The organism is Maritimibacter fusiformis (genome assembly GCF_008086115.1).
Lineage (GTDB): Bacteria > Pseudomonadota > Alphaproteobacteria > Rhodobacterales > Rhodobacteraceae > Muriiphilus > Muriiphilus fusiformis.
Map to the genome: position 1 here is coordinate 138,893 of NZ_VSIY01000004.1, position 19,960 is coordinate 158,852.

22 protein-coding genes are annotated in these 19,960 nt (G+C 66.8%); 9 read left to right on the forward strand and 13 right to left on the reverse strand.

The genetic code is table 11. From position 1 onward, the window contains the following. Window positions 1-8: 8 nt before the first annotated feature. The gene (locus FVF75_RS04720; protein WP_148376715.1) at window positions 9-731 is read right to left on the reverse strand and encodes a TetR/AcrR family transcriptional regulator; all 723 of its coding nucleotides are present in this window, start codon (window positions 729-731) and stop codon (window positions 9-11) included. A gap of 140 nt (window positions 732-871) precedes the next feature. On the opposite strand from FVF75_RS04720, the gene FVF75_RS04725 reads away from it, so the two are divergent. Further along, the gene (locus FVF75_RS04725; RefSeq protein WP_148376717.1) at window positions 872-1,621 is read left to right on the forward strand and encodes an SDR family NAD(P)-dependent oxidoreductase; all 750 of its coding nucleotides are present in this window, start codon (window positions 872-874) and stop codon (window positions 1,619-1,621) included. A 25-nt stretch (window positions 1,622-1,646) separates the two neighbouring features. Further along, window positions 1,647-2,429: a ferredoxin--NADP reductase gene (locus FVF75_RS04730; RefSeq protein WP_166129474.1), complete on the forward strand. Its 783-nt coding sequence runs from the start codon at window positions 1,647-1,649 to the stop codon at window positions 2,427-2,429. 77 nt (window positions 2,430-2,506) lie between these two features. Here FVF75_RS04730 and FVF75_RS04735 read toward each other — a convergent pair whose 3' ends face one another. After that, complete coding sequence (locus tag FVF75_RS04735) at window positions 2,507-3,529, reverse strand: aspartate-semialdehyde dehydrogenase (protein ID WP_148376721.1); 1,023 nt, start codon at window positions 3,527-3,529, stop codon at window positions 2,507-2,509. 379 nt (window positions 3,530-3,908) lie between these two features. Here FVF75_RS04735 and FVF75_RS04740 point away from each other — a divergent pair, with 379 nt between their 5' ends. Beyond that, window positions 3,909-5,174 (forward strand): DEAD/DEAH box helicase, encoded by a 1,266-nt coding sequence (locus tag FVF75_RS04740; RefSeq protein ID WP_148376724.1) that lies wholly within the window; start codon window positions 3,909-3,911, stop codon window positions 5,172-5,174. Window positions 5,175-5,185: 11 nt separating this feature from the next. Here the strand turns inward: FVF75_RS04740 and FVF75_RS04745 are convergent, their stop codons facing one another. The 4 genes from FVF75_RS04745 to ubiA form a co-directional block, all read right to left on the reverse strand. Then, window positions 5,186-6,370, reverse strand: a complete 1,185-nt coding sequence (locus FVF75_RS04745) for an MFS transporter (RefSeq protein ID WP_148376726.1) — start codon at window positions 6,368-6,370, stop codon at window positions 5,186-5,188. Between the two features lie 131 nt (window positions 6,371-6,501). Continuing rightward, on the reverse strand, window positions 6,502-6,828 hold the full coding sequence (locus FVF75_RS04750; protein WP_148376728.1) for a hypothetical protein: 327 nt from the start codon (window positions 6,826-6,828) through the stop codon (window positions 6,502-6,504). A gap of 15 nt (window positions 6,829-6,843) precedes the next feature. Further along, window positions 6,844-8,895 carry an OmpA family protein gene (locus tag FVF75_RS04755; RefSeq protein ID WP_148376730.1) on the reverse strand — a complete coding sequence of 684 codons (2,052 nt, stop codon included), beginning with the start codon at window positions 8,893-8,895 and terminating at the stop codon, window positions 6,844-6,846. Window positions 8,896-8,960: 65 nt separating this feature from the next. Next, on the reverse strand, window positions 8,961-9,929 hold the full coding sequence (ubiA, locus tag FVF75_RS04760; protein ID WP_148376732.1) for a 4-hydroxybenzoate octaprenyltransferase: 969 nt from the start codon (window positions 9,927-9,929) through the stop codon (window positions 8,961-8,963). Window positions 9,930-9,943: 14 nt separating this feature from the next. On the opposite strand from ubiA, the gene FVF75_RS04765 reads away from it, so the two are divergent. The 4 genes from FVF75_RS04765 to FVF75_RS04780 are packed head-to-tail and all read left to right on the forward strand — an operon-like array spanning window position 9,944 to window position 13,457. Then, window positions 9,944-10,663 carry a 16S rRNA (uracil(1498)-N(3))-methyltransferase gene (locus FVF75_RS04765; protein ID WP_148376734.1) on the forward strand — a complete coding sequence of 240 codons (720 nt, stop codon included), beginning with the start codon at window positions 9,944-9,946 and terminating at the stop codon, window positions 10,661-10,663. Then, window positions 10,663-11,523 (forward strand): GNAT family N-acetyltransferase, encoded by an 861-nt coding sequence (locus FVF75_RS04770; RefSeq protein ID WP_148376735.1) that lies wholly within the window; start codon window positions 10,663-10,665, stop codon window positions 11,521-11,523. The genes FVF75_RS04765 and FVF75_RS04770 overlap by 1 nt, the downstream gene beginning before the upstream one ends. Further along, window positions 11,520-12,032 carry a hypothetical protein gene (locus FVF75_RS04775; RefSeq protein ID WP_148376737.1) on the forward strand — a complete coding sequence of 171 codons (513 nt, stop codon included), beginning with the start codon at window positions 11,520-11,522 and terminating at the stop codon, window positions 12,030-12,032. The genes FVF75_RS04770 and FVF75_RS04775 overlap by 4 nt, the downstream gene beginning before the upstream one ends. Window positions 12,033-12,086: 54 nt before the next feature. Beyond that, entirely contained in the window at window positions 12,087-13,457 is a 1,371-nt protein-coding gene (locus FVF75_RS04780; RefSeq protein ID WP_148376739.1) for a glutamate--cysteine ligase, read from the forward strand. Window positions 13,458-13,506: 49 nt separating this feature from the next. Here FVF75_RS04780 and FVF75_RS04785 read toward each other — a convergent pair whose 3' ends face one another. From FVF75_RS04785 to FVF75_RS04815, 7 genes are all read right to left on the reverse strand, one after another. Next, entirely contained in the window at window positions 13,507-13,971 is a 465-nt protein-coding gene (locus FVF75_RS04785; protein ID WP_148376742.1) for a DUF805 domain-containing protein, read from the reverse strand. A gap of 95 nt (window positions 13,972-14,066) precedes the next feature. Continuing rightward, window positions 14,067-14,672, reverse strand: coding sequence for a glycerol-3-phosphate 1-O-acyltransferase PlsY (plsY, locus tag FVF75_RS04790; RefSeq protein ID WP_148376744.1), 606 nt, complete (start codon window positions 14,670-14,672; stop codon window positions 14,067-14,069). Between the two features lie 71 nt (window positions 14,673-14,743). Then, window positions 14,744-16,006 carry a dihydroorotase gene (gene pyrC, locus FVF75_RS04795; protein ID WP_148376746.1) on the reverse strand — a complete coding sequence of 421 codons (1,263 nt, stop codon included), beginning with the start codon at window positions 16,004-16,006 and terminating at the stop codon, window positions 14,744-14,746. Then, window positions 16,003-16,536, reverse strand: coding sequence for an aspartate carbamoyltransferase catalytic subunit (locus FVF75_RS04800; RefSeq protein WP_148376748.1), 534 nt, complete (start codon window positions 16,534-16,536; stop codon window positions 16,003-16,005). The genes pyrC and FVF75_RS04800 overlap by 4 nt, the downstream gene beginning before the upstream one ends. Beyond that, complete coding sequence (locus FVF75_RS04805) at window positions 16,533-16,952, reverse strand: hypothetical protein (RefSeq protein ID WP_148376750.1); 420 nt, start codon at window positions 16,950-16,952, stop codon at window positions 16,533-16,535. The genes FVF75_RS04800 and FVF75_RS04805 overlap by 4 nt, the downstream gene beginning before the upstream one ends. Further along, entirely contained in the window at window positions 16,949-17,494 is a 546-nt protein-coding gene (locus FVF75_RS04810; RefSeq protein ID WP_148376752.1) for a hypothetical protein, read from the reverse strand. The genes FVF75_RS04805 and FVF75_RS04810 overlap by 4 nt, the downstream gene beginning before the upstream one ends. Then, on the reverse strand, window positions 17,491-18,447 hold the full coding sequence (locus FVF75_RS04815) for an aspartate carbamoyltransferase catalytic subunit (RefSeq protein WP_148376754.1): 957 nt from the start codon (window positions 18,445-18,447) through the stop codon (window positions 17,491-17,493). The genes FVF75_RS04810 and FVF75_RS04815 overlap by 4 nt, the downstream gene beginning before the upstream one ends. A 127-nt stretch (window positions 18,448-18,574) precedes the next feature. Here FVF75_RS04815 and FVF75_RS04820 point away from each other — a divergent pair, with 127 nt between their 5' ends. Next, window positions 18,575-19,360 carry a uracil-DNA glycosylase gene (locus FVF75_RS04820; protein WP_148376756.1) on the forward strand — a complete coding sequence of 262 codons (786 nt, stop codon included), beginning with the start codon at window positions 18,575-18,577 and terminating at the stop codon, window positions 19,358-19,360. After that, on the forward strand, window positions 19,357-19,953 hold the full coding sequence (locus tag FVF75_RS04825) for a metallophosphoesterase family protein (protein WP_148376758.1): 597 nt from the start codon (window positions 19,357-19,359) through the stop codon (window positions 19,951-19,953). Before FVF75_RS04820 ends, FVF75_RS04825 begins: the two co-directional genes overlap by 4 nt. The last annotated feature ends 7 nt before the right edge of the window (window positions 19,954-19,960 follow it).

The following is a 19,960-nucleotide window of genomic DNA, read 5'->3' on the forward strand; positions in this document are numbered from 1 at the left end:
CGGTCGCGTCAGTCGCGCGCCGGTCCGGGTTTTCGTGCGGGCGACGGCTCATCCGTCATGAGGCCGCCGAACAGCATCCTGGTCATTTCCGCGGCGATGTTGTCGGGCGTCCCGATCTCTGGCCGATACCATTCGCGCGACCAGATCACGGTTCCGAGGATCACCTGCGTGGCAATCGAAGGGCTGAGCCCCGGGCGCAATTCGCCGCGCGCGGCGGCTTCGCTGACCAGGTCGCGCCAGATGTCGAGGAACTCGTGCAGCAGCTCGTAATGCTCGTCCTTCACCTCGACCGGCAGTTGATTCACGATATTCCCGTGGGCCGCGATCCCTGCCTTGTTCGCGGCGGACACCCGCATGTAGGTCTGGATCGCGGCGGCGATCTTGTCGCGGCTGCTGGTCTCGGGGCCGAGGTCTTCGAGCGTCTGGCACAGGCTGTCGAGGTTGGTGCGGATCACTCGGTTCACGATCTCGGCGGCGATCACGTCCTTGGTGGTGAAGTGATAGCGCAGGGCGGTCACATGCATCCCCAGCTCGTCCGAGATGTCCGACAGCTTGGTCAGGTAGTAACCCTTGCGCGCGAAGATCTGCGCGGCGGTTTCGAGGATGGCGGCCTGCACGCCCTCGGTCTTGCGGCTGATCTTGCGATTGCTCGCCAGCGGCGAGGCACGATTGACGCGCTTGCTGCCCGTCTTTTTCTGCGGTGCCGCGTCTGAGCGTCGTGAACCTGGCATTGCGTTTCTCTCGTTCCGGGCGGTCGAGCGTTCAGATTAGCAAGGTGTATGCGTCTATGCACCATGCCTTTCAAACTTTTCTGTTGCAACATGAAAAAAACGAAGTTTAAGGTTATCTCGACGCAAAAGGGGAACGTGCCGTGGAACTGTCGTTTGCGGAAAAACGGGTGTTGATCGCCGGGGCAAGTCGCGGTCTGGGGCGTGTGGCGGCGCGGGCGATGGCCTCTGCCGGTGCGCGTGTGGCACTGGGAAGCCGCGACGACGCCGCATTGCAGGCGGTGCTGTCGGGCCTTCCCGGCACGGGCCATTTCGCGGCATCGGCGGATCTTGCCACGGCGGCCGGGTGCGCGGATTGGGCCGGGCGGGCGCAGGCGGCGCTGGGCGGTGTGGATGTTCTGCTTGTGACCGTCACGGCGGGCGCGACCGGGCGATCCGATGATGACTTCCGCACGAGCTTCGAAACCGACCTGATGGCGCCGGTCCGGCTGGTCGAGGCCTGCCGCGACGCCCTTGTCGCCAGTCAGGGCGCGGTGCTTGTGTGCTCGTCGCGCACCGCGCGCGGGCATGTGCCGCAGACCATGGCCTACGGCGCGGCCAAGCTGGGGCTGGAACATGTCGTGACCTGCCTGGCCGCCGAATTCGCCGACAGGGCCGTGCGGATCAACGCCATCGCCCCCGGCTCGACGCGCTTTGATGGAGGCTTCTGGGACCAGGCCGAGACCGAGCGGCCCGACCTCTACCGGCGCACGCTGGCAAAGCTGCCGGCGGGGCGTCTGGGAACCGCCGCCGACATCCTGCCGAGCGTGCTGTTCCTGTGCTCCGACGCCGCGCGCTGGATCACCGGGCAGACGCTGCTGGTCGATGGTGGCCAGACTCTGGCCACGGATTAACCCACCGCTGCAATTCGGAGAGACCATGCCCGCAAGCGATCTTCAGACCGTGACCGACGTCACCCATTGGGACGACAACCTGTTCTCGTTCCACGTCACCCGACCCGAAAGCCTGCGGTTCCGGTCCGGTGAGTTCGTGATGATCGGACTGCCCGACGACAACGGAAAACCGCTGCTGCGCGCCTATTCCATCGCCGCGCCGTTCTGGGCGGATGAGCTGGAATTCTACTCCATCAAGGTCGAGAACGGCCCCCTGACCTCGCGTCTGCGCCACATCAAGCCCGGCGACGAGATCATCCTGCGCCCCAAGCCCGTCGGCACGCTGGTGCACGACGCGCTCTTGCCCGGCAAGCGCCTCTGGCTGCTGGCCACCGGCACGGGGTTCGCGCCCTTCGCCTCGATCCTGCGCGATGTCGAGACCTATGAGCGTTTCGAACAGGTCATCGTCATGCACGCCTGCCGGACCGCCAGCGAACTGGCATACGGCGCCAGCGTTATCGCCGCGCTGCCGGAGACGCCGCTGGTCGATGAACTGTGCAACGGGCGCGTGCTTTATTATCCGACCACAACCCGGGAGCCGTCGGCGCAGATGGGGCGGATCACAGACACGATTGCCTCGGGGCAGGTGTTTCGCGACCTCGGCGTCGACGCCTTCGATCCGGCGCGGGACCGGGCGATGGTCTGCGGCAGCTATGCCTTCAACGTCGATGCCAAAGCGCTGCTGGAAAGGCTCGGTCTGCGCGAGGGCGCGAACAGCGAGCCGCGTGAGTTCGTGGTGGAAAAGGCGTTTGTCGGGGACGGGGTGTGACCGGGCGAACGAAAACGCCATAAAAAAACCGCCGGACCTGACAGGCCCGGCGGCGATTTCCAGAAACCCGAAGAGATCTAGCCCTTCTTCAGAACCTCGCGGCCCAGAAGTTCGGCGATCTGCACCGCGTTCAGCGCCGCGCCCTTGCGCAGATTGTCGGACACGCACCACAGGTTCAGCCCGTTCTCGATGGTCGAGTCCTGCCGGATACGGCTGATGAAGGTGGCATAATCGCCGGCGCATTCCACCGGGGTGACATAGCCACCGTCCTCGCGCTTGTCGACGACCAGGATGCCCGGCGCCTCGCGCAGGATGTCGCGGGCCTCGTCCTCGTCGAGGAAATCCTCGAACTCGATGTTGATCGCTTCGGAATGACCGACGAACACCGGCACCCGCACGCAGGTGGCCGTGACCTTGATCTTCGGGTCGACGATCTTCTTGGTCTCGGCGACCATTTTCCATTCCTCCTTGGTCGAGCCGTCTTCGAGAAAGACGTCGATATGGGGAATGACGTTGAAGGCGATCTGCTTGGTGAACTTCGACGGCTCGCGTTCCTGACCCGGCACATACATGCCCTTGGTCTGGTCCCAAAGCTCGTCCATGCCTTCCTTGCCCGCGCCCGACACCGATTGATAGGTCGAGACCACGACGCGCTTGATCCGGGCGCGGTCATGCAGCGGTTTCAGCGCCACCACCATCTGCGCGGTCGAACAGTTGGGGTTGGCGATGATGTTCTTCTTGGAATAGCCGTGGATCGCCTCGGGGTTCACCTCGGGCACGATCAGCGGCACCTGCGGGTCGTAGCGGTAGAGCGACGAGTTGTCGATCACCACACAGCCCGCCTTGGCGGCGATGGGCGCATATTTCTTCGTCGCGTCCGAACCGATGGCGAACAGCGCCATGTCCCAGCCGGTGAAGTCGAAGGTATCCAGATCCTTGGTCTTGAGGGTCTCGTCGCCAAAACTCACTTCGGTGCCGAGAGAGCGGCGCGAGGCGAGCGCGACGATCTCGTCGATCGGGAACTGGCGTTCGGCCAGAATGTTCAGCATTTCACGGCCCACGTTGCCCGTGGCGCCGCAGACGACGACCTTGTAGCCCATCTGGCTGTGCTCCTTCGTTGACTTCTTGGCGATCAAGACGCCCGGCTGATACCTGAAACCCCCCGAAGGTAAAAGGGGGGTGCACGCCGATTAACGTTGACTTCATCCCGATATGATGTGATGAGGCCGCAACTTTCTTGCGGCCGCGTGAGCCGCCCGCCGAGACGACCCCGGGTCGCCGGCACGGAAAGACATGAGGCGCGATGAACCGGATCGGTCGGCGTCACACAGGTTCCCACATCACGCAGGGGGGTCAACGGGCCGGACGGTGGCAGGGCAGGGGCCTTGCCGCGAGGCTGGACCGAACCTTTGCACTGACCGGGCGCATTCTGCGCCGCGGACCCGTCATGCGGCCCCTTGGCGCCGCGGAAAGAGATACATGACTACATTCGACACGCTCGGGCTCGACCCGAAGCTGCTCGCCGCCGTGAAGGCCGCGGGCTATGACAAACCGACCCCGATCCAGATCGAGGCCATCCCGGCCGTTCTGGGCGGGCGCGACGTGATGGGCCTGGCCCAGACCGGCACCGGCAAGACGGCGGCGTTCGGCCTGCCCTTGATCCACAAGCTGATGACGTCGCACGACAAGCGCGAGCCGAAGACCACCCGCGCGCTGATCCTGGCGCCGACCCGTGAACTGGTCAGCCAGATCGCCGACCACCTCCGGGTCTACGTCAAGGGCACGCACATGAAGGTCGTCACCGTTGTCGGCGGTGTCTCGATCGGTCGCCAGGCCGAGAATCTGTCGCGCGGCACCGATATCCTTGTGGCGACGCCGGGCCGGCTGATCGACCTGATGGACCGCGGCGCGATCCGACTGGATGCCGCCACCTTCCTGGTGCTGGACGAGGCCGACCACATGCTCGACATGGGCTTCATCCACGCGCTGCGCCGGATCGCGCCGAAGCTGGGCACGCCGCGTCAGACCATGCTGTTCTCGGCCACCATGCCCAAGCAGATGGAAGAGATCGCAGGCGCCTATCTGACCAGCCCGCTGCGGGTGCAGGTCGCCACCCCGGGCCGGGCCGCCGACAAGATCACCCAGGGCGTGCACTGGGCCGATGGCAAGGACCACAAGGTCACCTTGCTCAAGAACTACCTGAACGCCTCGCCCGAGGGTCTCGCGCTGGTCTTCGGGCGCACCAAGCACGGGGCCGAACGTCTGATGAAGCACCTTGTTTCGGAGGGCTACGACGCGGTGTCGATCCACGGCAACAAGTCGCAGGGCCAGCGTGACCGGGCGCTGAAGGCATTTCGTGACGGCCAGGCGCGTATCCTCGTCGCCACCGATGTTGCGGCGCGCGGCATCGACATTCCGGGGGTCAGCCACGTCTACAACTTCGACCTGCCGGAAGTGCCGGAAAACTACGTCCACCGGATCGGGCGCACCGCGCGGGCAGGCGCCGATGGCGATGCCATCGCTTTTGTCGCAGGCGACGAGATCGGGCTTCTGCGCCAGATCGAGAAGACCATGAAGATCGAGATCCCCGTGCTCGGCGGCAACCGGCCCGAAGAGGTCGCACCGGCCAAGCGTGGCGGGCGCGGTGGCGGCGGCGGCGGTGGCCGGCGCTCACAGCCGCATGCCAGTAAGCCGAAACCGCAGGGCGCGAAACGTCGTCGACCGCGCCAACGACGGGCGGCCTGACCGGATCGGGCTCAGTCGGTGCGGTCTTGCGAGAACAGATAGATCGCCAGACCGATCACGACCGGGATGCCGAAGAACAGAAACAGCGTCTGGTAGGCGGCCACCGGGTCGCCTCCGGCGCTGGCGGCAGCAAAGACCGACCCCGAGGCGAACTGGAACACCCCGACGCCCCCGATCCCGAACAGATTGAGCAACGTCACCCCCCGACCCGTCAGATGCGCGGGAAAGAAGCTGCGCGCATGCGCCATGATCGCCGGAAAGGACGCGCCGAACAGACCGGCGGCGGCCAGCAGGATCGTGGCGCTGGCAACCCCGCTTTGCGGCCAGAGCCACAGCCCGAAGATGCACAGGGCCGACAGCGTGTTACCCCAGAAGACCACCCATTTGCGCGTGCCGAACACCCGGTCTAGCGGGCCATAAAGGACGTTGCCGATGATCATCGCGATGCCCATCGCCAGCGTGACGAGCCCGATGCCGCTGGCGTCCAGCCCGTAGATGTCGCTCATGTAGGGGCCGGCCCAAAGCCCGCGCAACCCTGCGGATGGGGCATAGCTGAAGAACTGGATCGGGATGATCAGCCACAGCGCCGGCATTTTCAGCAGCGTCAGCAAAGACCCCTTGGGCTCGCCCTCGGCAGAGGCAACGGGTGGCGGGTCCTGGACCAGGAACCAGACCAGCAGGGCGACGGTGATGGTGATTGCGGTCAGACCCCAAAGCGTCTCGCGCCAGCCGAACGCCTCGACCGCCCAGGCCATCGGCAGGGAGCCCGCGATATTGCCGAACGCGCCGAATCCGATGGTTGCCCCGGCCAGCGTGCCGAACATGTTGGTCGAGAACATGCGCGCGAAGATGAAGAAGGACGCCATCAGGACCGGGGCGCAGGCGATTCCCAGCAGCACCATCGAGGCCTGGATGTGCCAGGGCGCACTGGCCAGCGCGAACAGCGCCGCACCACCGCCGCCACCAACGCCCAGCAGCACCGCCGCCGTGCGGCGTGGCCCGACATGGTCGAGCGCCCAACCCACCGGGATCTGCATCGCCGCGAAGGTCAGGAACCACAGGCCAGATGCGCGTGACAGGGCCTCGGCGCTGGCGCCGAGATCGGTGGACAGCACCGGCGTCATGACCGGCAGGAACGCGCGGTAGAACTGGCTCAGCACATAGGCCACCACCAGGGCTGCAAGTCCTGCGCGCATGTCTGTCCTCCCTGATCCTGCCGGGGTCTGTCCGATTTCCGGCTTAACTGACACCGCTTTGACGGCCGTCGCAAGGGCGATCGTCCGCGCGGGTCAAGGCCGTTGCCGGTCTGGCGCGCAGCGGGCCGCGCCTAGTGTTGGCTGACGCGTTCGATATAGGCGCGCAGTTCCTCGGCTTCCTGCCGGGCCTCGCGAAGCCCGTCCATTGCGGCCCGCAATTCGGCTTCGGTCTGGTGCAACTGGTTGGCCATCTCGGCCTCGCGCTGTTGCAGGTAGATGATCGCCTGATCGCGGGTTTCCTCGGCTTCGTGAAGCGACTGTGCCAGGCGGTCGATCTCGCCCATGTCGGCGCCCGCAACCCGCGTGAACCGATGGATCAGCCAGTGCGCGAACCACCCCAGCGCGAAGGCGACGAACAGGATGATCGCCGTCACGATGATGAACTCGGTTCTGTTCATATCCCTTTTCCTTGTCTAGCCGTCGTCGCCGCTGTCCGGGCGCGGTTTGGGCCGTTTGCCCTCAAGCTCCGGGTCCGCCACAACCGGCGCCTCTGCACCGGCCGCCGTGTCTTCCCCAACGTCCGGTGCTGCCGTGTCGTCCGGCGTTTCTTCCCCATCGCCGGCTTCTGCGTCCGGCGTGTCGCCGTCACCGACTTCGCCTTCTTCGGGCGTGTCGGTCGGTGCGGCCTCTTCGGGTTCCCCGTTCCCGGTGCCGATCAGCCGGAATTCGATCCGGCGATTGGCCTCGCGTCCCTCTTCGGTGTCGTTGTCCGCGATCGGGTTTTCCTCGCCATAGCCATGCGCGGTCAGGTTCGAGGTCAGCACCCGGCGCGCCAGAAGCGCGTTCACCACCGCGTCGGCCCGGCGTTGCGACAGGGCCTTGTTCATCTCTTCGCGGCCCTGGCTGTCGGTGTATCCGCCGATTTCCATTGCCACGTCGGGGCAAGCTTTCAGGATGCCGGCGATCTCGTCCAGCGACGCGGCCGAAGAGGCCTCGATATCGGCGGAGCCGGGCGGAAAGGTGATCTTGTCGGTCGCCATCACCTTGTTGATGCTGGTGACGCATTCCTCCGGCGTGGGCAGAGCGGCGATCGGGTCAAAGCGTTCTTCGTAGGTGACGTTCACCCTGAAATCCTGCGCCTCGCCCAGTTTCTCCGACAGGATGCGCGATATCTCGGCGCTGGCGTTCTTGTCGCCGGTGACACCGCTGAGGTCCACGACCTCGGGCTGCACCACGGCGGCGCCGTTGGCCAGATGCGACAACGCCTCGACCGCGGCCAGTGCGCGCACCGACCAGCCGCGCGGCAGGGTCGGGTCGATGCGCATCGCGGCATAGACGTTCTCGACCCCGAAATGGGCGCGCGCAAAGCTCTCGGTGATGGCGCGCTCCTGCTCGTCCGCGATCCGGCCGCGCAGTTGCACCAGCCCCTCGGGGCTGAGGGTGGCGACGAACTCGGGCGGGCCGTCGCTGTCGCCGGTGCCCGAGATCGACACCGGATCGGGCAGCACGGCATGAAGCGAGAACACATCCGGCAGATCGGCCTCAAGCTCGCCGATGACACGGTCGAACAGGGCCTGCGGCGTATCGGCGGCGGCCACCAGGGTAACGTCGGCGTCGGAAAAGGTCAGCGAGCCGCCGCCCAGCTCGGACACCGCCCGGATGCCGCGCGCCACCGCGTCGGGCCATTGCGGCGACGGCACGCCCAGCCCGATGGTGCAGTCGGGCCGCCCGGACACGCCGGCTGCAATCCCCGCCGACACGATCGTGCCGCGCCCCCGCTCGGTATGGGCGGTGCAGGCGTCGAAGCGTGCCCCGGCGGCGTCGAGGGTAAAACGCAGCGTGAACGGCGTGATGACCGGACGCGGTGCCGAGATATGCAGCGCCACCCGCATCCCGCCCGGCGCCCGGCGCGACAGGTCCAGTTCCCACTGTTTCTTCTGTTCGGGCGAATCCGCCACCGCCTCGATCTCGACACGCTCTGCGTCCATCGAGATCTTGGCGCGGGGCAAGGTGGCAAGCGCTGCAAGCGCATAGTCCAGCGCCTCGGTCCAGCGGTCGGGCATCGGGTAGTCGGCGGTTTCCAGCAGGTCCGTCACATCGGTCTTGGCGGCGATCGCGGCCAGCGTGTCCGCCAGCGCCTCGCGGTCGACCGCGGCGGGGATCAGCCCGATCATCGACACGCCGCTTTCGTTGCGCAACATCTCGACCGAAAAGCGCGGCGGCGTGATCGCCTCTGCCGCCGGCACGTCCATCTCGTCGATCACCCGGCCGGAATCGACCACGCCGCCGGCGACCGACAGGGCCTTGAACCGGGTGGTCTCGTTCGGGGCGGTGCCGGACAAAATGACCTGAAGCCCGGTGGTCTCGACCTTGGCCCAGTCCTGCCCCTCGAGCAGCAAGGCCCGTTCCACGCCTGACCGCGACGCCGATTCAATCGCGTTCACAGCGGTCAGAGCCGCCAGCAGCGAGACCCCGAAGGCCACGACGAAGATCGCTGGCGTCAGCACGAACTTGGACAGGCGCATCTTGGCTATGGTCCCGGGTTGTCCCTAAACTCCGCTTCCTTACGGCGGTTGCCGAGCGGTGGCAATCAAAGGAGCGCGGCAGCGGCAAGAAACAGCACAGGGATCAACCCGGCATCGCGGTTGGAGCGAAACAGGCGCAGGCAGGTTTCCGGCGCCTCGGTGTCAAGCTGGTTGAGCTGCCAGGCCATGTGCCAGCCCATGAACCACGCCCCGCCCAGCGCCACCACCAACGCCAGCACCGAGCGGTCGGGGGTAAAGGCCAGCACGATCGCCAGCGTCATCAAAAGGACCGTCGCCACAAGGAACCCGCGCAGCCACGGCACGGTGCGGTCGCCGAACAGGCGCGCGGTGGACTTCACTCCGATCAGCGCGTCGTCCTCCTTGTCCTGGTGCGCATAGATGGTGTCGTAGAACAGCGTCCAGGCCATGCCCGCCGCATAGAGCGCCACCGCGGGCCAGCCCAGCGCGCCGGTATGGGCGGTGTAGGCGAGAAGCGCGCCCCAGTTGAACGCGATGCCGAGAAAGACCTGCGGCCACCAGGTGAACCGCTTGGCGAACGGGTAGATCGCGACCGGGACCAGCGCGATCAGCCCCAGCAGGATCGCGTTGGGGTGGAAGGTGATCAGGATCAGGAAGGCGACAAGCGCCTGCGCCACGAGATAGCTCAGCGCCTGCCGCACGCTGACCTGCCCCGAGGGGATCGGGCGCGAGCGGGTGCGCTCGACCGCGCCGTCGATGTTGCGGTCGGTGATGTCGTTCCAGGTGCAGCCCGCGCCGCGCATCAGCCAGGCACCGATGCCGCAGCCCGCGAAGATCCACAGATCCTGCCAGCCCGCCGAATTGGTCTGGCCGATGCCCAGGAGCAGCCCCCACCAGCACGGCAGCAGCAACAGCCATGTGCCGATCGGCCGGTCTGCGCGCGACAGACGCAGATAGGGTCGGGCCCAAAGCGGCGCCAGCCGGTCGACCCAGTTGCCCCGCACCGCGTCGGCAACCTGCCCTTTCGCCTCTGGCATCCCCGGTTGTGCCGCCATAGTTTGCCCCCATGATGGACCGCGCAAAAATCCGCCTCTTTGTAGACGCGCCCTTGGGTCAGGGGCAATCCGTCGATCTGAACCGCGACCAGGCGCACTACCTTTTCGGGGTGATGCGGCTGAAACCCGGCGCGTGCGTGGCGCTGTTCAACGGGCATGAGGGCGAGTGGACCGCCGAGGTGGCCGAGGCCGGCAAGCGCGCCGGGCGGCTGGTCTGTCTCGGGCAGGCGGCACCGCAGCTCGATCCGCCCGACCTTTGGCTGATGTTCGCCCCGATCAAGAAGGCACGCACCGATTTCATCGTCGAGAAGGCCGCCGAAATGGGTGCGGCGCGGATCGTACCGGTGCTGACCGAATACACCAATTCCGAACGGGTCCGGGTCGACCGGCTGCAAGCCCACGCGGTCGAGGCCGCCGAGCAATGCGGCGGCACCTTCGTGCCGGAGGTGGCCGAACCGCTCACGTTCGACCGGTTGCTGGAGGACTGGCCCGAGGACCGGCACATCATGTTCTGTGACGAGGGGCTGGCCGGCGCGTCGCGGGGACTGGCTGTGCATGATGGAAAATGGGCGATCCTGATCGGTCCCGAAGGCGGCTTTTCCGGGCGTGAGCGCGAGCGCCTGCGCGCCATGCCGAACGCCCATCCGGTCAGCCTCGGCCCGCGCATCCTGCGCGCCGATACCGCGGCGGTGGCGGCGCTGACCCTGTGGCAAACCACGATGGGGGACTGGTGATGCTGCGTGCCGCCCGCGCGGGTGATGAACCGGCGATAGAGGCCTTTCTTGCCGCCCAAGCCGAGACCAGCATGTTCCTGCGCGCCAATCTCGAACACCTCGGCCTGTTCGACCGGGTCAGCCCGACCGGAACCGCCTTTCATGTGCTCGAAACGGCGAACGGCATCAGCGGCGTGTTCGGCCTGTCCAACGCGGGCTTTGTGCTGTGCCAGGCCCCGCATGCGACCGATGACGACTGGTCGGGCCTGGTGCGGGCGCTGGCGGGGCGGGCCGTTTCCGGCATCGCCGGCGAGGCGGCTCAGGTGGAGCGTGCGAAAGATGTCCTGGGTCTGCGCCGGGCGGCTTACAGCCTCGACGACCCCGAACCGCTCTATCGCCTCGACCTTGCAACGCTGACGGTTCCAGAAGGGCCGGGAAAGTTGCGAAAACCGGACACCACCGACCGCGATCTCCTGTTTCGCTGGACCCGCGCCTATTCCGCCGAACTCCATATGAGTTCGGCCCGGATGCTCGACGAGGAAGCCCACGGGCGAACCGACCGGGCCATCGCCTCGGGCGATGCGCGCCTGCTGATCATCGACGGAACGCCGGTGGCGATGACGGCCCTGAACGCGCGCGCGGCGGACATGGTGCAGATCGGCGGCGTGTTCACCCCGCCCGACCTGCGCGGGCGCGGCCACGCGCGCCGTGCCGTCGCCTTGCACCTGCACGAAGTGCGGCAAGGCGGGGTCAGGACCGCGATCCTGTTTGCCTCCGGCCCGGCGGCCTGCCGCGCCTATGAGGCCATCGGCTTTGAACGGATCGGGCGCTACACCCTGGCGATCCTGACATCTCCGGTGACACTCGGGAGGGCACCATGAGCTTCATCCGACCCGAAGCCATCGCCGGGCTGAAACGCTGGCGCGGCGTGATCGCGGCCGGGTTCGTGCTGGCGCTGGGCCTGTGGTGGGGGCTGACCTCGCTGGGCCTGATCCGCTGGATCGGCTGGGTTCTGGCCATCTTCGGCGGCGCGGCGGTCTGGACCGGCATCCAGCGGGCGCGGTTTCGCGGCGGTCATGGCGGGGTCGGCGTGGTCGCGGTCGATGAACGCCAGATCGCCTATCTCGCGCCGGTGGGCGGCGGCTTTGCCTCGATCGAGGCACTGACCGAGGTGGCCATTGCGCCCGACCGATCGGGCCTGCCGGTCTGGCGGTTTCGCTCCGGCATGGAGCTTTTGACGATCCCGGCGGCGGCGGAAGGGACCGAGGCGCTGTTCGACGCGCTCACAGCGCTTCCGGGTGTCGACATCGAGGCGGCGATCCGCGCCAGCCGCACCCGGCCGGATCGCACCGTCGTGATCTGGTCCAAGCCGCGCCCGCGGCTGCATTGACACGCCCGGCGCATTGGCCCACCAACGATCCCCAGACGTAGCGAAGGAACAGACATGTCGATCCCACAATCCGGCGGCGGCCCGATCGAACGGCCCGAACAACTGGCCGAGTATCTCGAAAGCGGGTGCAAGCCCAAGGAAGACTGGCGCATCGGCACCGAGCACGAGAAGTTCGGCTACTGCAAGGACACGCTGATGCCCTTGCCCTATGACGGGCCGCGCTCGATCAAGGCGATGCTTGAGGGGTTGCGCGACACCTATGGCTGGAACCCGATCTACGAAGGCGAGCATATCATCGGGCTGGAGCTGAAAGGCGCCAACATCAGCCTGGAGCCGGGCGGGCAGTTGGAACTGTCCGGCGCACCCCTGGGCTCGATCCACCAGACCTGCGACGAGGTGAACGAGCACCTGCGCGAAGTGCGCTCGGTCGCCGACCGGATCGGCGCGCGGTTCATCGGGCTGGGGGCAGCGCCCGAGTGGACGCACGAAGACATGCCGATGATGCCCAAGGGCCGTTACCGGCTGATGACCGACTACATGGACACGGTCGGAAACCTCGGCAAGCAGATGATGTATCGCACCTGCACGGTGCAGGTGAACCTCGATTTCGCCTCCGAGACGGACATGGTGAAGAAGTTCCGCGTCGGGCTGGCGCTGCAGCCGGTGGCGACGGCGTTGTTCGCCAGTTCGCCGTTCCTCGAAGGCAAGCCCAACGGCCACAAATCCTGGCGCTCGCGCATCTGGCGCGATCTCGATCCGGCGCGAACCGGGATGCTGCCTTTCGTGTTCGAAGAGGGGATGGGGTTCCAGCGCTATGTCGATTACGCACTCGATGTGCCGATGTATTTCGTCTATCGCGACGGCAAGTATATCGACGCGTTGGGCCAGTCGTTCCGCGACTTCATGGTGGGCAAACTGCCGGCGCTGCCGGGCGAAGTGCCGACGTTGTCGGATTGGGCAGATCATCTGACCACGATCTTCCCCGAGGTGCGTATCAAGAAGTTTATGGAAATGCGCGGCGCCGATGGCGGTCCGTGGCGGAGGATCTGTGCGCTGCCGGCCTTCTGGGTCGGCCTGATGTATGACCAGGAGGCGCTGGACGCCGCCTGGGATCTGGTCAAGGGCTGGGATGCCGAAACCCGCGAGGCGCTGCGCGTGGCCGCCAGTGTCGACGCGCTGGATGCCCAGGTCGGCAAGATCAACATGCGGGTGCTGGCCGAAAACGTGCTCGACATCTCACGCGCCGGGCTGAGGCGCCGGGCCAAGCCCGGATTCAGCGGCATGGTGCCGGATGAGCGGCATTTCCTCAACACGCTGGAGGACAGCGTCGAGGACGGAAAGACGCTGGCCGACGAATTGCTCGAACATTACCACGGCGACTGGAACGGTGATGTGAGCCGGGTCTACGCCGAATACAGCTATTGAAAGGTCGGCAAGGCGGCATGGGCCGCCTTGCCTGATCTCGCACCGGGGATCAGTGACCCGAGACCGGCGGCACGCGCGAGCGGCTGAAATCGCCGCCGTCACCGTCCCCCGGCCCGGCATGGCCCAGCGGATCGGGGCCGAACCGGTTCGCGCCGCGTGTGCCCTGGGTCGCGAAGAAGACGATCAGCACGATGAAGCCGATCAGCGGGATCAGCCCGATCAGCAGCCACCAGCCCGAGCGGTTGGTGTCATGCAGACGCCGCGCGCCGACCGCGAGGTTCGGAAGCAGCATCGCCAGCGAGAAGATGCCGCTGAAGATCGGCGTGTTGGTCGAGGCCGAAAAGCCGGTGTCGGTCACAACGGTGGTGCCGAACAGTGTCGAATCGACAATCGACAGCGCGATGCTGACCAGCCAGACGAAGAGGATGAACCACCAGAATTCGGACCGCTGCGCGCGACCGGAAAAGGTGGCATACTTTGATAAACAGGTTCTGATTGATTGTCCGAACGTCAATTCCGTCTCCTCCCATGGTTGGCATCCCCAATCAGATGGTGCGCTGTTTTCGGCCCTGAATCAATGGTTTCCGGCCGGCGGATAGCGGACCACCCTCACTTCTTGCCGATTTTCGGCTCGTGCCCCGTGAGCAGCCGGGCGATGTTCTGGTGGTGGCGGATGAAGATCAGCACCGCCAGCGCAATTGTCAGGATAAGAACGCCGGGATATCCCAGCGCAAAGGCCCAGACCGGGGTCAGCGCCGCTGCCGCCAGACCGGCCAGCGAGGAGATGCGAAACAGCGCCGCAACCGCCAGCCAGGTCAGGGCAGCCGCCAGCCCGACCGGCCAGGCGATCGCCAGAACCGTGCCCAGCCAGGTCGCCACCCCCTTGCCGCCCTTGAAGCCGAGATAGACCGGAAAGCAATGCCCGAGATAGGCCGCGAAACCTGCCAGTTGTGCCGCATCCTCGGCCAGCAGGGTCCGGGCAAGGATGACCGCGAAGGCGCCCTTGCCGACGTCACCGATCAGGGTCAGGGCCGCCGCCGGTTTGTTGCCGGTGCGCAGCACGTTGGTTGCCCCGATGTTGCCCGACCCGATCTTGCGCAGATCGCCCAGCCCGAACAGCCGCGCAAAGACGATTCCGAAGGGCACCGACCCAAGCAGGTAGCCGAGCACCGCGGTCAGGGCGAGAAGGGGCAGGGAGGTGACGAGGTCGGGCATGATGTTCTATCTCGCGGCGCGGTGGTTCGGGTAAGGGGAAAGGGGGCTTTATGGGGAAGTGCGCTGGCCGGTCACGGGCCGAACACGCGCTCGCCGCCCACCCATGTGCCCAAAACCTTGCCCTCCATCCGGGCTTCGTCGAACGGCGTGTTCTTGGATTTCGAGCGCAGCTTGAAGCGGTTCAGAACGAACGGTGCGTCGGGGTCGAACAGCACCAGGTCGGCAGGAGCGCCATCTGCCAGCGATCCGCCGGGCAGGCCGAACCGCCGCGCCGGGTTGGTCGACAGCGCCCGCCACAGCGTCGGCAGATCGACCGCGCCCGCGTGAACCAGCCGCATCGCGGCGGGCAGCAGCGTTTCCAGCGCCACAGCGCCCGAAGCGGCCTCTTCGAACGGCAGGCGCTTGGTTTCTTCGTCCTGCGGCGTGTGCATTGAACTGATGATGTCGATCAGGCCGGACGCCACCGCCTCGACCATCGCAAGGCGGTCGTCCTCGGACCTGAGCGGCGGCTTCAACTTGAAGAAGGTGCGGTAGTCGCCCACGTCCAGCTCGTTCAGCGTCAGGTGGTGGATGTTGATGCCTGCGGTCACATCCAGCCCGGCGGCCTTGGCGCGCTCGAGCGGTCCCAGCGACACGGCTGCGGACAGGTTGTCGGCGTGGTAGCGCGCGCCGGTCATCTCGACCAGCGCCAGGTCACGCTCCAGCCCCATGCGCTCGGCCATCGGCGACACGGCGGGCAGGCCGCGCAGCGTGGCGAACTTGCCCGAGGTCACGGCGGCACCGTTGCTCAGCCCCGGTTCCTGCGGATGCGCGATGACCAGCGCGCCGAGGCTGCGGGCATAGGTCAGCGCGCGCGAAAACACCTTGGTGTCGGCGATCACCCGGTCGCAATCGGTGAAGGCAACCGCGCCCGCGTCCATCAGAAAGCCGATCTCGACCATCTCGTGCCCGGCGCGGCCCTTGGTCAGCGCCGCCATGGTGTGGATGCGCACCGGCGTCAGTTCGCGCGCCCGGCGGGTGACGAATTGCAGCGTCTCGGGCGTGTCGATGGCGGGCGTGGTGTCGGGGCGGGTGACCATCGTGGTGACACCGCCCGCCGCCGCCGCGGCCCCGGCGGTGCGAAAGCTTTCCTTGTGACGCTCGCCCGGCTCGCCGATCTTGACGCCGATATCGACGATCCCCGGCGCAAGGCACTTGCCGGCGCAGTCGATCACCTCGCCTTCGGGCGCAAGGTCGCGCCCGGCGATCACGCCATCGCGGACCGTCAGGCTGCCGCGTGTCTCGGCCCCGGTTTCCGGGTCGATCAGGCGGGCGTTGGTGAATGTCGTGGTCATGCCGCCGATCCTTCCTGCACCTTGCGAAACAGCCGGTAGACGGCGTCGCCATCCGCGATCCGCTCGAACCCGACCGGCACGGTATAGCGGCGCCCCTTGTTGCCGCGCCGTTCCTCGCGGGCGAAATGGATCGTGGCCCATGGCCCGGCGGTGAAGTCGAGCGCGGTTTCCGCGGTGATCGGATAGCTTTGCAGCCGTTTGCCCTTGAAGGGCAGGTTGGTGGCGATGAAGGCGCGCCGGTCGGTCAGCGTGTACCAGGTGCCGCGCCGGCGCAGCGTGTCCCAGTAGGTGCCGAAGAAGATGATCCCGACACCGGCCGAGAAATGGATCAGCCCGAACATCCAGAACACGCCGCCCGCGCGCGATGCCATCACCATCCAGAACAGCGCAAAGCCCGCGAAGAACAGCCCGAACACGGCGATGAAGACCGTGCCGATACTGAGATGGAACGAAGGGTCGGGGCGCCCCTGCCAGACGATCCGCTCGCCCTCGTCGAGGATGCCGTCCCAGCCCGCCGGTGCCGTGCTCATGCCGTCGCCCCTTCGATGACCGCCTTGGTTCCGGCCGGGTCGGCCTGATACTTGAGCATGAACTTGTCGCCCGCGCGCGTCACCACCTGGGCCGCCGAGAAGATCGTGCGCACCTTGACGATGTCGCCGCGCGCAAGGCTCACCCCGGCGGGCGAGATCAGCCGCCGGTCGGTCAGGTGCCAGGTCATGCCGATCTGCTCTGACGCCACATAGACACCGCGCACCGCGATCGCCAGGACCGCGCCGACCACGCCGGTCCAGGGGTGGGGGTTGCCGATCGCCATCAGGATCGCCACCGCCCCGACCGAGCCGATGGCCGCCAGCATCACGTGTTCCTTGATGTAGGTCGCGCGGCTGCCGGTGAAACTGGCGATCAGGGTTTCGCCCTCGGCGAGCGGCGGCGCAGTCGCGGTCATGCAAGCCCCCAGACGAGGATTGCCAGCAGCGCCAGCCCGAGCACGGTCAGGATCAGCGCGCGCCGCATCGCGGGGGTGTAGGACGACGGCCCGGACGGGCCGGTGACGATGCCGGAGGTGCTTTCGAAACCCGGCAGGGGGATTGCCGGGGTGAGGGAATAGGGTGCCTCGTAGCGGCCAACGAAGGTCAGCGGCGGCTTGGGGTCAAACCGGCCCTGCCTGCCGGACAGGGCCTGCGAATAGACCAGCACCACCGGTTTGCTGAGCGCGCCGAGCTTTTCGGTGTCGGCGGCGACCTGGTCGGGGTCCATGCCGTTGGCCTCGGTCAGGTAACGCGCAAGGCCGTATTCGGCGATATCCGCGGGGGCGAAGACCTCGACGAAATCCGGGTTCAGCCAGTCGGCGCCCAGGGCCTCGCCCAGCGGCCAGCCTGCTTCGGTGCGGGCCTTGAACTCGTCGAGCGCCTCGATGGGCAGGTCGGCGGTGAACAGCCACACCGCGCGGGTATCGGCGCGTTCGGGAAATTGCATCGGGTCGGTCATGCCATGACTCCTTTGTCCGTCCGGGCCGCGCGCAGGTTGCGCGCCAGCAGGTCCATCGCCGCCATGCGCACCGCCACGCCCATCTCGACCTGTTCCTGGATCACCGAGCGATTGATGTCGTCGGCCAGGGTTCCGTCGATCTCGACGCCACGATTCATCGGGCCGGGGTGCATCACGATGGCGTCGTCTTTCGCATAGGACAGCTTTTCCGCGTCCAGCCCGAAGCGGTGGTAGTATTCCCGCTCCGACGGGATGAAGCCGCCGTCCATTCGTTCGCGTTGCAGCCTGAGCATCATTACCACATCCGCGCCCTCAAGCCCCGCGCGCATGTCGTCGAACACCTCGACACCGAACTGGTCGATCTGCGACGGCATCAGCGTCGGCGGGCCGACAAGGCGCACGCGGTTTTCCATCTTGCCCAGAAGGATCAGGTTCGAGCGCGCCACCCGGCTGTGCGCGATGTCGCCGCAGATCGCGATGGTCAGCCGGTGTAGCCGGCCCTTCTCGCGCCGGATCGTCAGCGCGTCGAGCAAGGCCTGTGTCGGGTGCTCGTGGCGGCCGTCGCCGGCGTTCAGCACCGCGCAATTCACCTTGTCAGCCAACAGGTTGACCGCCCCCGAGCTTGGATGACGCACGACCAGAAGGTCGGGGTGCATGGCGTTCAGGGTCATCGCCGTGTCGATCAGGGTTTCGCCCTTTTTGATCGAGGATGCCTGCATCGCCATGTTCATCACGTCGGCACCAAGGCGCTTGCCCGCGATCTCGAAACTCGCCTGGGTGCGGGTCGAGGCCTCGAAGAACATGTTGATCTGGGTCAGCCCCTCCAGCGCGTTGGCGCGTTTCAGGGCCGAACGGTTCAGATCGGCATAGCGGTCGGCCAGATCGAGAATGGTGGTGATTTCCGTGGGGTGAAGCGGCTCGATCCCCAGAAGATGGCGGTGACGGAAGCTCATGTGCGGGCCCTCGTTTTCCCGGTGTATAAGAAGCGCGGGCGGTTCGGGCAAGGCGCGTCGGGGCGCAAGAGCCTGCGCGCACCGCCCGCCATTGCCCCGGGTCGCGGCGCGCCATAGCTTGGGGGTCATGGAATCGACGCTGGACTGGCACGGCGCCAAGGCGCTTCTGGAATGGTATATCGAACTCGGCGCGGTGGACGCGATCGGGGATGAGCCCGTCAACCGTTACAACCTCGCCGAGACCGCGCCCAAACCGAGACGAGCCGAGGCTGCGCCCGCCCCTGACCCGGTGCCCCAGGTGCGCGTCGATCCTGTTGCCGAGGCCAAGCAGCGCGCGGCGGCGGCGCAGAGCCTGGGCGAACTGGCCGAGAGCATGGCGGCCTTCGACGGCTGCGAGCTGAAGAAAGGTGCGCGCAATTTCGTGTTCGCCGATGGCAACCCGGCGGCGCGGGTGATGATCGTGGGCGAGGCGCCGGGGCGCGATGAGGATATCGAAGGCAAGCCCTTCGTCGGGCGCGCCGGGCAGCTTCTCGACCGGATGCTGGCGGCAATCGGCCTGTCGCGCGCCAGCCCGGATGCCGAGGCGGCGGTCTATATCACCAACCTTTTGCCCTGGCGTCCGCCGCAGAACCGCGAGCCGACGCCAGAGGAAATGGCCATGCTGACGCCGTTTCTGGAGCGTCACATCCAGCTTGCCGACCCCGATGTGCTGATCCTGATGGGCAACACGCCGTGTTCGGCGCTGCTGGGTCGGCGAGGTATTCTCAGGATGCGCGGCACCTGGGCCGAGGCGATGGGCAAGCCGGCGATGCCGATGACCCACCCGGCCTATCTCTTGCGCAACCCGGCGGCCAAGCGCGAGGCCTGGGCCGACCTTCTGGACATCCGCGCGAAACTCAGGGGCGAGGCATGAGAATACTGGCGTTTTCCGATCTGCATCTGGCCCGGGGCCGCGCCGCCGATCTGGTCGCGGCCAGCGCCAGTGCCGACCTAGTGATCGGGGCGGGCGATTTCTGCACCATGCGCAAGGGGCTGGACGAGGCGATGGCGATGCTGTCGGGGATCGCCGCGCCCTTCGTGATGGTGCCGGGCAACAGCGAAAGCATCGACGAACTCAACGCCGCTGCGCCCGCCCGCGCGCACGTGTTGCATGGCGCCGGGGTCGAGATCGAGGGGCTGCGCCTGTTCGGGCTGGGCTACGGCGTGCCGGTGACGCCGTTCGGAGACTGGTCCTGCGACCTGACCGAGGTTGACGCGGCGGCGATGCTGGCGGCTTGCGAGGCCGCCGATATCCTGATCACCCATTCGCCGCCCAAGGGCGTGGCCGACCGGATGACCGGCGGCGTCTCGCTCGGCTCGACCGCGATCCGCAAGGCGGTGGAGCGGGTGCAGCCGCACTGGAACCTGTGCGGCCATATCCACGACTCGTGGGGCGAGCGCGGCTGGATCGGCAAAACCGAGGTCTGGAACCTGGGGCCGACGGTGAACTGGATCGAAACGGACTAGGGGCAAG

Coding starts and splice junctions, on each gene's coding strand:
- FVF75_RS04720 (WP_148376715.1), bottom strand. CDS start 731: ATGCCAGGTTCACGACGCTCAGACGCGGCACCGCAGAAAAAGACGGGC.
- FVF75_RS04730 (WP_166129474.1), top strand. CDS start 1,647: ATGCCCGCAAGCGATCTTCAGACCGTGACCGACGTCACCCATTGGGAC.
- FVF75_RS04735 (WP_148376721.1), bottom strand. CDS start 3,529: ATGGGCTACAAGGTCGTCGTCTGCGGCGCCACGGGCAACGTGGGCCGT.
- FVF75_RS04740 (WP_148376724.1), top strand. CDS start 3,909: ATGACTACATTCGACACGCTCGGGCTCGACCCGAAGCTGCTCGCCGCC.
- FVF75_RS04745 (WP_148376726.1), bottom strand. CDS start 6,370: ATGCGCGCAGGACTTGCAGCCCTGGTGGTGGCCTATGTGCTGAGCCAG.
- FVF75_RS04750 (WP_148376728.1), bottom strand. CDS start 6,828: ATGAACAGAACCGAGTTCATCATCGTGACGGCGATCATCCTGTTCGTC.
- FVF75_RS04755 (WP_148376730.1), bottom strand. CDS start 8,895: ATGCGCCTGTCCAAGTTCGTGCTGACGCCAGCGATCTTCGTCGTGGCC.
- ubiA (WP_148376732.1), bottom strand. CDS start 9,929: ATGGCGGCACAACCGGGGATGCCAGAGGCGAAAGGGCAGGTTGCCGAC.
- FVF75_RS04765 (WP_148376734.1), top strand. CDS start 9,944: ATGGACCGCGCAAAAATCCGCCTCTTTGTAGACGCGCCCTTGGGTCAG.
- FVF75_RS04770 (WP_148376735.1), top strand. CDS start 10,663: ATGCTGCGTGCCGCCCGCGCGGGTGATGAACCGGCGATAGAGGCCTTT.
- FVF75_RS04775 (WP_148376737.1), top strand. CDS start 11,520: ATGAGCTTCATCCGACCCGAAGCCATCGCCGGGCTGAAACGCTGGCGC.
- FVF75_RS04780 (WP_148376739.1), top strand. CDS start 12,087: ATGTCGATCCCACAATCCGGCGGCGGCCCGATCGAACGGCCCGAACAA.
- plsY (WP_148376744.1), bottom strand. CDS start 14,672: ATGCCCGACCTCGTCACCTCCCTGCCCCTTCTCGCCCTGACCGCGGTG.
- pyrC (WP_148376746.1), bottom strand. CDS start 16,006: ATGACCACGACATTCACCAACGCCCGCCTGATCGACCCGGAAACCGGG.
- FVF75_RS04800 (WP_148376748.1), bottom strand. CDS start 16,536: ATGAGCACGGCACCGGCGGGCTGGGACGGCATCCTCGACGAGGGCGAG.
- FVF75_RS04805 (WP_148376750.1), bottom strand. CDS start 16,952: ATGACCGCGACTGCGCCGCCGCTCGCCGAGGGCGAAACCCTGATCGCC.
- FVF75_RS04810 (WP_148376752.1), bottom strand. CDS start 17,494: ATGACCGACCCGATGCAATTTCCCGAACGCGCCGATACCCGCGCGGTG.
- FVF75_RS04815 (WP_148376754.1), bottom strand. CDS start 18,447: ATGAGCTTCCGTCACCGCCATCTTCTGGGGATCGAGCCGCTTCACCCC.
- FVF75_RS04820 (WP_148376756.1), top strand. CDS start 18,575: ATGGAATCGACGCTGGACTGGCACGGCGCCAAGGCGCTTCTGGAATGG.
- FVF75_RS04825 (WP_148376758.1), top strand. CDS start 19,357: ATGAGAATACTGGCGTTTTCCGATCTGCATCTGGCCCGGGGCCGCGCC.